Origin of the sequence: Corynebacterium liangguodongii, from assembly GCF_003070865.1 — a bacterium.
GTDB lineage: Bacteria > Actinomycetota > Actinomycetes > Mycobacteriales > Mycobacteriaceae > Corynebacterium > Corynebacterium liangguodongii.
The window spans coordinates 1,320,511-1,332,808 of the sequence record NZ_CP026948.1 but is presented as its reverse complement, the minus strand read 5'-3'; the positions used below and the strand labels follow the sequence as shown (position 1 = coordinate 1,332,808).

Genomic DNA, 12,298 nt, shown 5'->3' with positions numbered 1-12,298 from the left:
CTCTAGCGCTTCGGCGCGGCGTTTAGGCGCTCCCCGAGCGCGGAGGTGTAGGCCCACGCGTCCTCGACGATGCGGCGCAGCGTCGTGCGGGTCGGGTCCCACCCGAGCTCCCGGGTGATCTTGGCCGACGACGCGATGAGCACCGCGGGATCGCCCGCGCGCCGCGGGGCCACCTCGGCGGGAATAGGATGCCCCGTGACCTCGCGGCACGCCTCGATGACCTCGCGCACCGAGTACCCGTCGCCGGAGCCGAGGTTGTAGATCCGGTGGGTGCCGGGCGTGTTGGTTTCGAGGGCGAGCACGTGGGCGTCGGCAAGATCGCGCACGTGGATGTAGTCCCGCACGCACGTGCCGTCCTTCGTCGGCCAGTCGTCGCCAAAGATCTTGATGCTCTCGCGGAAGCCAAGCGCGACCTGCAGCACGAGCGGGATGAGGTGGGTCTCGGTCTTGTGGTTCTCGCCCACGCGCCCGTGGGCGCCCGCAACGTTGAAGTAGCGCAGGCTGGTCGCCCCCAGGCCGTAGGCACGGCAGTAGGAGCCGATGGCGTAGTCGATCGAGAGCTTCGTCGCGCCGTAGGGGTTGGTCGGGCGCGTAGGGGCGTCCTCGGTAATCGGCACCTGATCGGGCTCGCCGTAGGTCGCGGCGGTGGAGGAAAACACGAGGTTTGACACCCCGGCGCGACGCATCGCGTCGAGCAGGGCGAGGCTGGTTCCCACGTTATCGCGCCAATACTCGTGCGGCACCTCAACCGACTCGCCAACGAGGGAGCGCGCCGCGAAGTGGACCACCGCGTCGAACCCGCCCGCGGCCAGCACGTCGTCGATGACGTCGGAGACGCGGCCCTCGACAAGGTGCGCGCCCTCGGGCACGGCCTCGCGGTTGCCCGTGGAGAAGTCATCGATGATGCTCACATCGTGGCCCGCCTCGAGGAGCACGGCCGAGCAGACGCTGCCGACATAGCCCGCGCCCCCGGTGACAAGGATTTTCATGGATTGCCTTTCTCGACTCAAGCAGTGGGTAAGACCCGCAGCGCGTGGGCGACCTCCGGCCGGAGCACGGCAGCGGTGCCCTCCTGTGGGGTCACCACAATGCCGCCGTCGTCGTCGCGCTCGAGCTGCACGCGGCCGCCGATGGTCACGCCGGCGCGCTGTAGGCTGCGGAATTGCTCCATGTTGAGCTGGAGGATCTCGCTGATCTGGACGACGGTGGCGCTCACCGGCGCGGAGTAGTCCAAATCGCTCGCGCGCTCGCCAGGCTCGAGGGCGGGACGCTTATCGACGCCCAGCGCGTCGAGCGCCGGAATCGGGTTGCCAAAGGGGGAGCGGTAGGGCTCTTCGAGGATCGCGACGACTCGGCGCTCGACCTCTTCGCTCATCACGTGCTCCCAGCGGCACGCCTCCTCGTGCACCTTCGACAAGTCGAGCTGCAAGACATCGGTGAGCAGGCGCTCAGCCAGGCGGTGCTTGCGCATCACCGCGGTGGCGCGCTTACGGCCGAGCGGGGTGAGGGAGAGCGAACGATCCGCCTCGACGACGAGCAGGCCGTCGCGCTCCATGCGCGCGACGGTTTGGGAGACCGTCGGGCCGGACTGATCGAGGCGCTCGACGATGCGCGCGCGCAGCGGGACGATCCCTTCCTCTTCGAGCTCGTAGACCGTTCGCAGGTACATCTCTGTGGTATCGACTAGATCACGCACGCCTTCTACTTACCCCATTCCCGCTCGATCAGCCTCGCCGCGCCCGGGGCCCGGCATGGGCCCTACCGCGCGGGAGAGAAAAATACCTCACACACTTTAGCAAGCAGCCGGAGACGCCACCGCTGAAAGCGCTGAAAGCGAGGCTTAGAGGGCGTAGTCGCGCAGCCTATCGGCCCGCTCGCCGACGCGGAGCTTTGCCATGACCTCGCGCTCGATTTGGCGCACGCGCTCGCGGGAGAGCCCGAACTGGCGCCCGATCTGGTCGAGGGTGCGGGGCACGCCGTCGTCCAGACCGTAGCGCAGGCGGATGACGTCTTGCTCGCGCTGCTCCAGCCCGGCGATGATGTCGTGGATATCGTCGTGGCGCAGGGTGGAGACGACCGCGTCCTCGGCGTCGGTGGCCTCGGCGTCCTCGATGAAGTCGCCCAACGGGGCCTCCTCGTCGGCGCCGACGGGCATGTCCAGGCTCACCGGGTCGCGCGACTGGCGCAGGAGCATCTCAATTTTCGACTCGTCGATCCCGGACTCCTCGGAGAGTTCCTCGTTCGTGGGTTCGCGGCCCAAGGACTGGTACATCTCGCGGCGGATGCGAGAGAGCTTGTTCACCTGCTCGACGAGGTGGACGGGCAGGCGGATCGTGCGCGACTGGTCGGCCATGCCGCGGGTGATTGCCTGGCGAATCCACCACGTGGCGTAGGTGGAGAACTTAAACCCCTTGGAGTAGTCGAACTTCTCCATCGCGCGGATGAGCCCGAGGTTGCCCTCCTGGATGAGGTCGAGCAGGGGCATTCCCCGGCCGGTGTAGCGCTTGGCCAAGGACACCACGAGGCGCAGGTTCGCCTCGAGCAGGTGGGTCCGGGCTCGGCGGCCGTCCTTGGCCAGGATCTTCAAATCGCGCTTCTTCGCGCGGGTGAGTTGCGTGTCCGGGTCATTCAACAGGTGTTGGGCGTAGAGCCCGACCTCGATGCGCTGGGCGAGCTCTACCTCCTCCTCTGCGTCGAGCAGGGCGGTCTTACCAATCCCGTTGAGGTAGACGCGGACCAAGTCCGCCGACGGGTTGTCGTTCGTCTGGTTCCGTCGGCTGCCACGATCGACGTTTTCCTCGTCGGCGGCGAAAACCTGGTCCGGTTGTGTCATGTGTGAGGCCTCCTCGAAAGGTACGGGTCTAACCGCTAAACGCCCAACAATAAGAAATTGTTCCCACTTTCATTCGTGGCGCTTCGCATGCAGGTCACATAGGATATTATCCCGCGTGCCACCCTATGTCTCGACAAGTACGGTAAACGGGCCGAGGTTGACGCTTGTCACCTCCATCATCGCCCCGAACCGGCCCTGCTCGACGTGGATCCCGCGGGAGCGCAGCTCGGCTGCAATCCGCTCGATGACGGGGGCCGCCGCCTCCCCGGGCGCCGCGTCCGCCCACGACGGCCTGCGCCCCTTGGCGGTGCGCCCCATGAGGGTGAATTGGCTGACTAGCAACACGGGGGCGCCGACGTCGGTGACGGAGACCTCCCCGCCTGGACCCTCGAGGATGCGTAGCTCGGCGATCTTGCGGGCCATGGTGCGCCACGCATCATCTGCGTCGTCACGCCCCACGCCGACAAGCGCCAAGACCCCGCCCGTGGCGGGGCAGTCGATCGAGCCCACGACCTCGCCGTCGACGGTGACGGAGGCGCGAGCGACCCGCGTGAGCACAGCTCTCATGACAGCGCCGCCAGTTCCGCGATGTCGGCTGGGAGGATAAGGCCGTGGCGCACGAGGTCAACCGCCGCGGCGGCGGCCTGGGAGATGAGCTTCTCGGTGGCGGCGTCGTCAAGCCCGTGGGAGGCCGCCCACAGCCCGGCAACGTCCCCCAGCGTGAGCCCGCGCGGGTTGAGGCCGGCCAGAATCGAGTAGAGGGTGGCGTCGATGTCGTGGCTAAAGCGCGGCCCCTCTGTGCGGCTGACGCGCACCACCGTGCGCTCAAACCCCATCCCGGTGCGGGAATCTGCGACGCTGACCTCTGAGGCGGCGAGCCCCGGTCGCACCACGAAGCGCGAGCCCGCCACATCGTCGAGGCCGATACCGCGCAGCCAGTCCATGCGCGTGAAGTACTCTTCGACCTCCGGGCCGAGCGGGTCGTCGAACGGGTGGGTGAGGTCTTCCGCCGTGACCTCGGTGGGGGCATCGCCGATGTCGCGGATGAACACCCAGCCGAAACCTATACCGCGCACCCCCTCGGCGGCGAAGTGGTCGAGCCACCGCATCGTGGCCTCGACGCCCTTACGCGAGCGCGGGTCGATCGATTCGTCGCGCAGCCACGTGGATACGTACATGCCGGGGTCGACAGCGTCGCGCTGGATCACCCACGCCGAGACCCCGGTGGGCGGCAGCCAGGAGGCGACGCGGCTTTGCCACGTCCCGTCGCACGAGTGCACCCAGGAGGCGAGCAGGAACGCCGTGCCCCCCGGGGCGAGGTGCTCCGCGGCGCGGGAGACAACGAGCTCGCTCGCCCCGTCAAGGTCGAGGCCGGAGTCCCGGTAGACGTGGCCGATCTCCCCGGTGCCCACGACGAACGGCGGGTTGGCCACGATGCGGTCAAAGCGCTCGCCGCGCACGGGCTCGAACCAGGAGCCCTCGCGCAGCTCCACGTTGCCCACCCCGTTGGCGGAGAGGGTGGCGCGCGCGAGGTCGAGCGCCCTCGGGTGGACATCGGTCGCCACCACGCGCTGCGCGCAGCCCGATTGCGCCAAAGCCTGCACGCCGGAGCCGCAGCCGAGGTCGAGCACCGAATCGACGGGGGTCAGCGGGGTGGCGGAGAGCAGGGAGAGGGAGGCAGAACCCACCCCGAGGACGTGGTCGGGCCCGGGCACGTGCTGCGTCATCGCGGCGTCGAGGTCGGAGAAGACGACTCGGTGGGCCCCGGCGATGACGTGGGGGCGAACGTCAAAGGCGATGGCGGCGTCGCCCGCTGGGGTGAGGGTGGCAACGTGGGCGTCGATAAGCGAAAGCGCGAGCGTGGGCCCGAAAAGCTCCGCCAGCGTATTGACGCCTACTGGCTCGCGCAGCAACAGAAAACGTATCAGCCCGGAGCGCCGCGAACCGTCCGCGCAGGCGTGGCGCACGACTCCGGGCTCGCCGCGAAAGAGCGCCTCCGTCGCGTGAGGCCCGAGGTGCGCGGCGATGCCGTCGGCGGTAAAGGACGCGGACTCCAGCGCAGCGGCGAGCTCGGCGGCGATACCGGACAAGCGGGAAGGATCAGTCGAATTCATCGTGGTCGATGATAGCGCCCCCGGCTCCCCGATCGGCGATCTCGCGGCGCGCCTGCCGCTCAAGCTCCGCCCGTCGCGCCTGCTCCCTCGCCTGGGCCGGCTTATAGACATTGCGCCGGCGCGGATCCCGCTTCTCACCCTGGCCGTTGCCGATCATCACCGCGATCCACGGCAGCGGCACCGAGACGGCAAACAACACCGCGGCGAGCCACCAATTATGGAAAGTCCACGCGGCGAGGATGGAGAGGAGAATAAACGGCACGCGCAGGCCCTGCAGGAGCACGTAGCGGCGCTCGCGGGCGCGGAGGTTCTGCTCGTGGGTGACGGCGGCGTCCGTAATCAGCTCGCCCCTCCGGCGCCTCAAGCGGCGCCGCCTCGAGGCGGGCTCGGCCTCAACGTCGACGGTGGGCGGCTCGGCGTCCGCTCCGCCGGGATTGGTCGTGCCCTCTCGCCGCGTCGAACTCATGACATCCCAGCGTAGCGCGCAGCACCGCGGCCGTGGCTTAAAAAATCACGGCCGGTGGGGCATGATGGACGATGTGACTACGACGACGAAAACCCTCGAACGCCCTTCCCTCAGGGAAGACACCTCGTCGACTACTGACGACGGCACCCCGAAGTTTTTCCACTACGTCAAGAAAGACCAGATCGTGGACTCCGCCATCTCGGGCAAGGTCGTCGTCGCCCTGTGCGGGGCGACGTTCCCCGTGAAAAAGCAAGCCAAGCCCGGCTCCCCGGTCTGCCCCGACTGCGAGCGCATTTACAAGGGGCTGCGCAGGAAGTGACCTCTCCGTCCCCCAGGCCCCAGCTGCGCGCGTGGCAGCAGGAGGCCTTTGACGCATTCATGGCCACCCGGCCAAGCGACTTCCTCGCCGTGGCAACGCCGGGCGCGGGAAAAACCACTTTCGCGCTCACGCTCGCGGCCACCCTCGTCGAGCTTCGCGACGTCGAACGCGTCATCGTCGTCGTGCCCACCGAGCACCTCAAGCACCAGTGGGCGGACGCCGCGAAGCGCTTCGGGCTCTCGCTCGACCCGGCGTTTACGAACTCCTCGGCGGTCAACGCCGCCTACGACGGCATCGTGGTCACCTACGCGCAGGTGGGCATGCACCCGTTCAAGCACCACGCCGTCGCCTCGGCGCGGCGCACCCTCGTCATCCTCGACGAAATCCACCACGCCGGCGACGCGAAGAGCTGGGGAGACGGGGTCCGCGAGGCCTACAACGACGTCTCGCACCGCCTCGCCTTGACCGGCACGCCATTTCGTTCCGACGACTCCGCCATCCCGTTTGTCACCTACACCGAGGACGGCGAGGGCCATCTCGTCAGCCAGGCCGACTACACCTACGGCTACTCGCACGCGCTTGCCGACGGCGTCGTCCGCCCCGTCGTCTTCCTCGCCTATTCCGGCGAGGCGCAATGGAAAGACTCCGCTGGCGAAGAATACTCCGCGCGCCTCGGTGAGCCGCTGAGTCCCGAGCAGACCGCGCGCGCCTGGAAGACGGCGCTGGACCCGAAAGGGGAGTGGATCGCCGCGGTGCTGCGCGCCGCGCATACCCGCCTGCAGAAAGTCCGCGCGAACATGCCCGATGCAGGCGGGCTCGTCATCGCCACAGACAAGACCACCGCGCGCGCCTACGCGAAGATCCTCGAAGGCTTAAGCTCCACCCCGGTCACCGTCGTGCTTTCCGACGAACCCGGCTCCTCCGAGCGCATCGACGAGTTCTCCGCCTCCACCAGCGAATGGATGGTCGCCGTGCGCATGGTCTCCGAAGGCGTCGACGTGCCGCGCCTCGCCGTGGGCGTCTACGCCACCTCAGCGTCAACACCGCTGTTTTTCGCCCAGGCAATCGGGCGCTTTGTCCGCTCGCGCATGCCCGGCGAGTCCGCCTCCGTCTTCCTCCCCTCGGTCCCGGTGCTGCTGCGCCTCGCCGAAGAAATGGAAGTCTCCCGCGACCACGTACTGGGCAAACCGCACCGTGAATCCGGCTGGTCGGATGAGCTTTTGCAGCAAGCCAACCGGACGGTCAGCGAGCCCGACGAAGCCCCCGGCTACGAGTCCATCGGGGCGTCCGCCGAACTTGACTCCCTCATCTTCGACGGCTCAACCTACGGCACCGCCACAGTCGCCGGTTCCGCAGAAGAGCAAGACTTCCTCGGGCTACCGGGGCTGCTTAGCCCCGAGCAAGTGCGCACGCTTTTGGCCAAGCGGCAAAGCGAGCAACTCGATGCGCGGGAGGCGGGGGGTCGGTCTTCTGGTTCGGGGTCTGTTGGGTCTTCGGGTTCTTCGGGTTCTTTGGCCGCTGACGACATCCCCGCACTGCGCCGCGAGCTCAACACCCGTGTCTCCGTCGTTGCCGGGCGCACTGGTCGGCCGCACGGCGCTATCCACAATGAGGTACGTAAGGCCTGCGGGGGCCCGCCGACGGCGTTGTGCAATGCGCAGCAGTTGCGCGACCGCATTGCATACCTGCGGGGCTGGTGATGCGCGGCTGGCCGGTGCGCGCGTGGGGTGCGGCCGGGGTCGTGGTCTATTAGCTCTAACAACAACACCCAGCGCCGCGAAACCCCACGCAACACACTAGGGCGCAGCGGGGCTGCGGCGGCGAGCTAGTCGAGGTAGTCGCGCAGGACCTGGGAGCGCGAGGGATGGCGCAGCTTCGACATCGTCTTCGATTCGATCTGGCGGATGCGCTCTCGAGTGACGCCGTAGACTTGGCCGATTTCGTCAAGCGTGCGGGGCATGCCGTCGGTAAGCCCGAAGCGGAGGCGAACGACGCCGGCCTCGCGCTCGGACAGCGTGTGTAGGACGTCTTGGAGCTGGTCTTGAAGCAAGGTGAACGAGACAGCATCGACGGCCACGACGGCCTCGGAGTCCTCGATGAAGTCTCCGAGTTGGCTGTCGCCTTCGTCGCCAATCGTCTGATCGAGGGAGATGGGCTCGCGGGCGTACTGCTGGATCTCGAGGACCTTCTCCTCGGTGATATCCATCTCCTTCGCCAACTCCTGCGGCGTCGGTTCGCGGCCGAGGTCCTGGAGCAGCTCGCGCTGGATGCGGCCGAGCTTGTTGATGACCTCGACCATGTGCACCGGTATGCGGATCGTGCGGGCCTGGTCAGCCATCGCGCGGGTGATCGCCTGACGGATCCACCAGGTCGCGTAGGTGGAGAACTTGTACCCCTTGGAGTAGTCGAACTTCTCCACGGCGCGGATCAGGCCTAAGTTGCCCTCCTGGATGAGGTCCAAAAACGCCATGCCGCGGCCGGTGTAGCGCTTGGCCAGGGAGACGACGAGGCGCAGGTTAGCCTCCAGCAGGTGGTTCTTCGCCTTGCGGCCGTCGCGGGCGACGGCGCGCAGGTCGCGCTTGACGGCGGGGGTGAGCTTGGCGTCCTTATCGCCCTCGGCGGCGGCGCGCTCCATCTCGTCGAGCCGGTGCTGCGCGTAGAGGCCTGCCTCGATGCGCTTGGCTAGGGAGACCTCCATCTCAGCATCGAGAAGAGCGACCTTGCCAATCTGCTTGAGGTAGGCGCGAACGGAGTCTGCCGACGCAGTGAGCTGGGCGTCCTTGCGGGCCTGGCGCAGGGTGGCGGATTCCTCGATGTCCCAGACGGAGGCGCCGGCGTCTTCGTCCTCGGCGTCGTCGTTCTCGTCGGATTCGTCATCGACGCCGTCGACGCCGTCGTCCCCGAGCTCGTCGTCGAGATCGCCGCCGAACTCCTCGTCGTCGTCGATCAGCGCGTCGAAGTCTTCGCCGTCGATGTCGGACTCTTCGGTCTCTGCCTCGCCAAGGCCGCCGTCGAGGCGATCGTCGAGCTCGTCCTCGGCGGGCGTGGCCTCCGCGGGGAAGGCGGCGGTGTTCTTCTTCGCGGCGCGCTTGACGGCCTTCTTGGCCGTTTTTTTCGCCGTCTTCTTCACGGTTTTCTTAGCGGTCTTCTTCGCCGCCTTCTTGGTGGCCTTCTTAGCAGTGCGCTTGGCTGCCTTCCGGGCAGGCGCCGCTGGCGCGCCGGCTTCAGCCTGGTCCGCCGCGGTCTCGGAATTCTCGCTGACTGCCACGTACGCCCTTTCACTCAAAACTCATGGTGGGTCTTCACATGTCCTAGGCAACCCACAGTACGCAAACTACGTTGATATGTCAGAAAGGCTGAGTGTACCAAGCGGGCGCGGCTTAAGGAGTGAGGCGGTCCACTGCGGCCATCGCGGCGCCGATGATTCCCGCCCGGTTGCGCAGCTGCGCCGGGATCACCCGTGCCCTGGTGTTGAGCAGGCCGACCCACTTTTCGGCGTTTTCCGAAATCCCGCCGCCGACGACGATGAGGGAGGGGTTAAATAGCGCCTCGTACTCGCCGAGCACGGCGTCGACACGCCGCGCCCATTGCTCGAAGCTAAGCCCGAGGCGGTCTTTGACGGCCGAGGAGGCCTGGTGCTCCGCCTGTTCGGAGCCGACCATGAGGTGGCCTAGTTCGGTGTTGGGAAAGAGGCGGCCGTCGATGAAGAGAGCCGAGCCGATGCCGGTGCCGAAGGTGAGGAAGAGCACGGCGCCGGAGCGTGCCGCGGGATCGCCGAAGGCGACTTCTGCGAGGCCGGCCGCGTCGGCGTCGTTAAGCACGCTGACCTCGCTTGTGCCCAGCCGCGAGGTGAACGTCTCGCGCGCTCCCGTACCAATCCACGCGGGGTCGATGTTGGCGGCGGTGAGCGCCACCTGATCGACGATGACGCTGGGGAACGCGACGCCGACGGGGCCCGCCCAGTCGAGCCTGCTCGCGATGTCCGCGACGGTTTCAGCAACGGCCTCGGGGGTGGCGGGCCGCGGGGTGGGGATGGTGACCTGCTCGCCGCGCAGATGGCCGCGAGCCACATCCACCAACGCACCCTTGACTGCGGACCCGCCGACGTCTATCCCAAGCGCCACACCGGGGCTAGTCTGTGCTGCCATGCGCGCAAGTCTAGCGGCGCGCACAATAGACGGCATGCTTTCGCGTGACGACGCCCCCTCGCTGCTCCCCCTCGCCGCCGACATCGCCTCCCGCGCAGCCGACCTGGTTGCACAGCGCCGCGCAGCCCTCGTGGCCGCGGGCGGCCTGTCCGTGGCGGCGACGAAGAGCTCCGAGGTTGACCCTGTGACGGTGGTTGACCGAGCGAGCGAGGAATTTATCGCTCGAGAGATCGCCCGGCTGCGGCCCGGGGACGGCATCGTCGGGGAGGAGGGCACGCACGACGCGGGCACGACCGGCGTGCAGTGGATTGTCGATCCCATCGACGGCACCGTGAACTTCCTCTACGGCATCCCGAGCTACGCCGTCTCCCTCGGCGTCGCCGTCGACGGGCAGCTCGTCGCCGGGGCGGTGTGCAATCCGGCGACCGGCGAGCTCTTTAGCGCCGCGCGGGGCTGCGGCGCTCGCGTGCAGCGAGGCGGAAAGTCCCGCGAGATCACCGCGTCGCAGGCGACCCGGCTTGCGCACTCCCTCGTGGCCACCGGGTTTTCCTACTCGAGTCAGCGCAGGGCGAGCCAGGCGGAGATCCTCACCGAGGTGCTGCCCCGCGTGCGGGATATCCGCCGCGCCGGGTCGGCCGCGCTCGACCTGTGCGCCGTGGCCTGCGGCCGGGTCGACGCGTACTTCGAACACGGGACGCACCCGTGGGATTACGCCGCCGGCGCGGTCATCGCCGCGGAGGCGGGCGCGACGGTCCACCACCCGGGGCTCGACGCCGAAGGTGCGCAGGGGCGGCTCACCGCCGCGGCGGCCCCCGGCGTGTGGGCGGAATTCGCGGCGCTGCTCAAGAATGCCGGGGCGTGGGAGCCGCTGTGCTAACCCGAGGGCAAGCGCGGCCCGAAAACTCCGCCGGGCGCGCCTGCTACCTGCGAATATGACAGCGATTCGATCGTGCTTTAGTATTCCGCTCAAAGTGAACACGCAGGCGGCCTTTCCACCTACCCTCAAAGGCTCGCCTGGATCGCACGATACGTCCTGGAGGAGAGCCGATTATGGCGACAGACTACGACGCCCCGCGCCGCAGCGTGGACGACGACATTGAAACCGATTCCCTCGAAGGCCTCAAGGCCGCGGAGGCCGCCGGCAGCAGCATGGACGACGAAGGGGAGATCGTTGACTCCTTCGAGCTGCCCAGCCAGGACCTCTCGGGCGAGGAGCTCAACGTCAACGTGGTTCCCCGCCGCGAGGACGAATTTACCTGCGGGTCCTGCTTCCTCGTGCAGAAGAAAAACCGCCTCGCCTACGAAGACGGCGGCGTGGCTATCTGCCTCGACTGCGAGTAGGCGAGCCGCCTAGCGCTCCGCCGGGACGAACGCCTCGAGCAGGCGCGCTGGGTCCTGGGAGGATACGAGCCAGTAGGGGGTGGGGTCCTCCGGGTCGTCGAGAACGATGAGGGCGTGTTCCTTGACCCAGCCGTGGGTGACGAGGAAGGCCGCGGGGTCGAGTTGGCGCCCGAGGGCGTTGCGCCGGGCAGAGGCCGGCACCACTATCGAGCGGGCCACGACTGTGTGGGGCAGGTTCGCTCCGTCGACGCTGAGCCACCGGGTGCCCGAGGCATCGCGCTCGACTACCACCACGGTGCGCGAGAGCCACACCATAAACCACCCCGCGAGCGCGCAGACGACAATGAGCGGGCCGAAAAACCACAACGCGTTGCGGTTGAGCGCGAACTGTGCGGCCACAAGCAGGCTAAACAGGGCCCCGGCCAGCCAGAAGTACCACGGCACCCACTGCCGCTCGCGGTAGAGCACCTCCGTGGCCCCGCGGATCTGATCAACGTCGCTGTTGTGCATTTCGCTCACCCACGCAACTGTAGTGTAGTGCCCGTGAACACCCCAGAACGAGATAGCCAGCTTTTCGACGCCCTGCGTGTCAAGCGTCTCGACCCAGCGGCGATCGTGCCCACGAGAGCGCACCCAGACGATGCCGGGGCAGACCTCTACTCCGTGGAAGAGCTCACCTTGCAGCCCGGGCAGCGGGCGCTGGTGGGCACGGGCATCGCGATTGCCCTGCCCGCGGGCACGGTCGGGTTGATCCACCCCCGCTCCGGGCTCGCCGCGAGGTGCGGGTTGAGTATTGTCAACACGCCGGGCACCGTCGATGCGGGCTACCGCGGCGAGATCAAGGTCTGCTTGATCAACACCGACGTCGAAACGCCGATCGAGATCACCCGCGGGATGCGCATCGCGCAGCTCGTCGTGCAAAAGGTCGAGCTCTGCGAGGTCGTCGAAGTCGATGCGCTCGATGAGACCGAGCGCGGATCCGGGGGCTACGGTTCCACGGGAACCCACTAGCGGGGCGAACGCATGAGTCTTCGCTAGAGTCGGGGAGAGAGAAAAGCAACCCGCGCCCCCCGAATG

14 protein-coding genes are annotated in these 12,298 nt (G+C 67.8%); 5 read left to right on the top strand and 9 right to left on the bottom strand.

Going from position 1 to position 12,298, the window contains the following annotated elements:
• Window positions 1-2: 2 nt before the first annotated feature.
• From galE to C3E79_RS06410, 6 genes are all read right to left on the bottom strand, one after another.
• Window positions 3-989 (bottom strand): UDP-glucose 4-epimerase GalE, encoded by a 987-nt coding sequence (gene galE / locus C3E79_RS06435; protein WP_108404165.1) that lies wholly within the window; start codon window positions 987-989, stop codon window positions 3-5.
• 17 nt (window positions 990-1,006) lie between these two features.
• Window positions 1,007-1,696 (bottom strand): metal-dependent transcriptional regulator, encoded by a 690-nt coding sequence (locus C3E79_RS06430; protein ID WP_108404164.1) that lies wholly within the window; start codon window positions 1,694-1,696, stop codon window positions 1,007-1,009.
• A 144-nt stretch (window positions 1,697-1,840) separates the two neighbouring features.
• Window positions 1,841-2,833 carry a sigma-70 family RNA polymerase sigma factor gene (locus tag C3E79_RS06425; RefSeq protein WP_108404163.1) on the bottom strand — a complete coding sequence of 331 codons (993 nt, stop codon included), beginning with the start codon at window positions 2,831-2,833 and terminating at the stop codon, window positions 1,841-1,843.
• Between the two features lie 123 nt (window positions 2,834-2,956).
• A complete protein-coding gene (dtd, locus tag C3E79_RS06420) occupies window positions 2,957-3,400 on the bottom strand; it encodes a D-aminoacyl-tRNA deacylase (protein ID WP_108404162.1) in 444 nt (147 codons plus the stop codon).
• A complete protein-coding gene (locus tag C3E79_RS06415; protein WP_108404161.1) occupies window positions 3,397-4,947 on the bottom strand; it encodes a DUF7782 domain-containing protein in 1,551 nt (516 codons plus the stop codon). Before C3E79_RS06415 ends, dtd begins: the two co-directional genes overlap by 4 nt.
• On the bottom strand, window positions 4,934-5,413 hold the full coding sequence (locus C3E79_RS06410) for a DUF3099 domain-containing protein (protein WP_108404160.1): 480 nt from the start codon (window positions 5,411-5,413) through the stop codon (window positions 4,934-4,936). Before C3E79_RS06410 ends, C3E79_RS06415 begins: the two co-directional genes overlap by 14 nt.
• Window positions 5,414-5,477: 64 nt before the next feature.
• Here C3E79_RS06410 and C3E79_RS06405 point away from each other — a divergent pair, with 64 nt between their 5' ends.
• On the top strand, window positions 5,478-5,732 hold the full coding sequence (locus C3E79_RS06405) for a DUF3039 domain-containing protein (protein WP_108404159.1): 255 nt from the start codon (window positions 5,478-5,480) through the stop codon (window positions 5,730-5,732).
• Window positions 5,733-5,791: 59 nt separating this feature from the next.
• Window positions 5,792-7,432, top strand: a complete 1,641-nt coding sequence (locus C3E79_RS06400) for a DEAD/DEAH box helicase (RefSeq protein WP_235840584.1) — start codon at window positions 5,792-5,794, stop codon at window positions 7,430-7,432.
• Between the two features lie 125 nt (window positions 7,433-7,557).
• On the opposite strand, the gene C3E79_RS06395 is transcribed toward C3E79_RS06400, so the two are convergent.
• Window positions 7,558-9,000, bottom strand: coding sequence for an RNA polymerase sigma factor (locus C3E79_RS06395; protein WP_108404157.1), 1,443 nt, complete (start codon window positions 8,998-9,000; stop codon window positions 7,558-7,560).
• Window positions 9,001-9,112: 112 nt separating this feature from the next.
• The gene (ppgK, locus tag C3E79_RS06390; protein WP_108404156.1) at window positions 9,113-9,880 is read right to left on the bottom strand and encodes a polyphosphate--glucose phosphotransferase; all 768 of its coding nucleotides are present in this window, start codon (window positions 9,878-9,880) and stop codon (window positions 9,113-9,115) included.
• Between the two features lie 34 nt (window positions 9,881-9,914).
• Here ppgK and C3E79_RS06385 point away from each other — a divergent pair, with 34 nt between their 5' ends.
• Together C3E79_RS06385 and C3E79_RS06380 are read left to right on the top strand one after the other, a co-directional pair.
• Entirely contained in the window at window positions 9,915-10,757 is an 843-nt protein-coding gene (locus tag C3E79_RS06385; protein ID WP_179948260.1) for an inositol monophosphatase family protein, read from the top strand.
• A 173-nt stretch (window positions 10,758-10,930) separates the two neighbouring features.
• The gene (locus tag C3E79_RS06380; protein ID WP_108404154.1) at window positions 10,931-11,221 is read left to right on the top strand and encodes a DUF4193 domain-containing protein; all 291 of its coding nucleotides are present in this window, start codon (window positions 10,931-10,933) and stop codon (window positions 11,219-11,221) included.
• Between the two features lie 9 nt (window positions 11,222-11,230).
• Here the strand turns inward: C3E79_RS06380 and C3E79_RS06375 are convergent, their stop codons facing one another.
• The gene (locus C3E79_RS06375; protein ID WP_108404153.1) at window positions 11,231-11,731 is read right to left on the bottom strand and encodes a DUF3093 domain-containing protein; all 501 of its coding nucleotides are present in this window, start codon (window positions 11,729-11,731) and stop codon (window positions 11,231-11,233) included.
• A 33-nt stretch (window positions 11,732-11,764) separates the two neighbouring features.
• Here C3E79_RS06375 and dut point away from each other — a divergent pair, with 33 nt between their 5' ends.
• On the top strand, window positions 11,765-12,232 hold the full coding sequence (gene dut, locus C3E79_RS06370; protein WP_235840572.1) for a dUTP diphosphatase: 468 nt from the start codon (window positions 11,765-11,767) through the stop codon (window positions 12,230-12,232).
• Window positions 12,233-12,298: the final 66 nt, after the last annotated feature.

Coding starts and splice junctions, on each gene's coding strand:
- galE (WP_108404165.1), bottom strand. CDS start 989: ATGAAAATCCTTGTCACCGGGGGCGCGGGCTATGTCGGCAGCGTCTGC.
- C3E79_RS06425 (WP_108404163.1), bottom strand. CDS start 2,833: ATGACACAACCGGACCAGGTTTTCGCCGCCGACGAGGAAAACGTCGAT.
- dtd (WP_108404162.1), bottom strand. CDS start 3,400: ATGAGAGCTGTGCTCACGCGGGTCGCTCGCGCCTCCGTCACCGTCGAC.
- C3E79_RS06415 (WP_108404161.1), bottom strand. CDS start 4,947: ATGAATTCGACTGATCCTTCCCGCTTGTCCGGTATCGCCGCCGAGCTC.
- C3E79_RS06410 (WP_108404160.1), bottom strand. CDS start 5,413: ATGAGTTCGACGCGGCGAGAGGGCACGACCAATCCCGGCGGAGCGGAC.
- C3E79_RS06405 (WP_108404159.1), top strand. CDS start 5,478: ATGGACGATGTGACTACGACGACGAAAACCCTCGAACGCCCTTCCCTC.
- C3E79_RS06400 (WP_235840584.1), top strand. CDS start 5,792: ATGGCCACCCGGCCAAGCGACTTCCTCGCCGTGGCAACGCCGGGCGCG.
- ppgK (WP_108404156.1), bottom strand. CDS start 9,880: ATGGCAGCACAGACTAGCCCCGGTGTGGCGCTTGGGATAGACGTCGGC.
- C3E79_RS06385 (WP_179948260.1), top strand. CDS start 9,915: ATGCTTTCGCGTGACGACGCCCCCTCGCTGCTCCCCCTCGCCGCCGAC.
- C3E79_RS06380 (WP_108404154.1), top strand. CDS start 10,931: ATGGCGACAGACTACGACGCCCCGCGCCGCAGCGTGGACGACGACATT.
- C3E79_RS06375 (WP_108404153.1), bottom strand. CDS start 11,731: ATGCACAACAGCGACGTTGATCAGATCCGCGGGGCCACGGAGGTGCTC.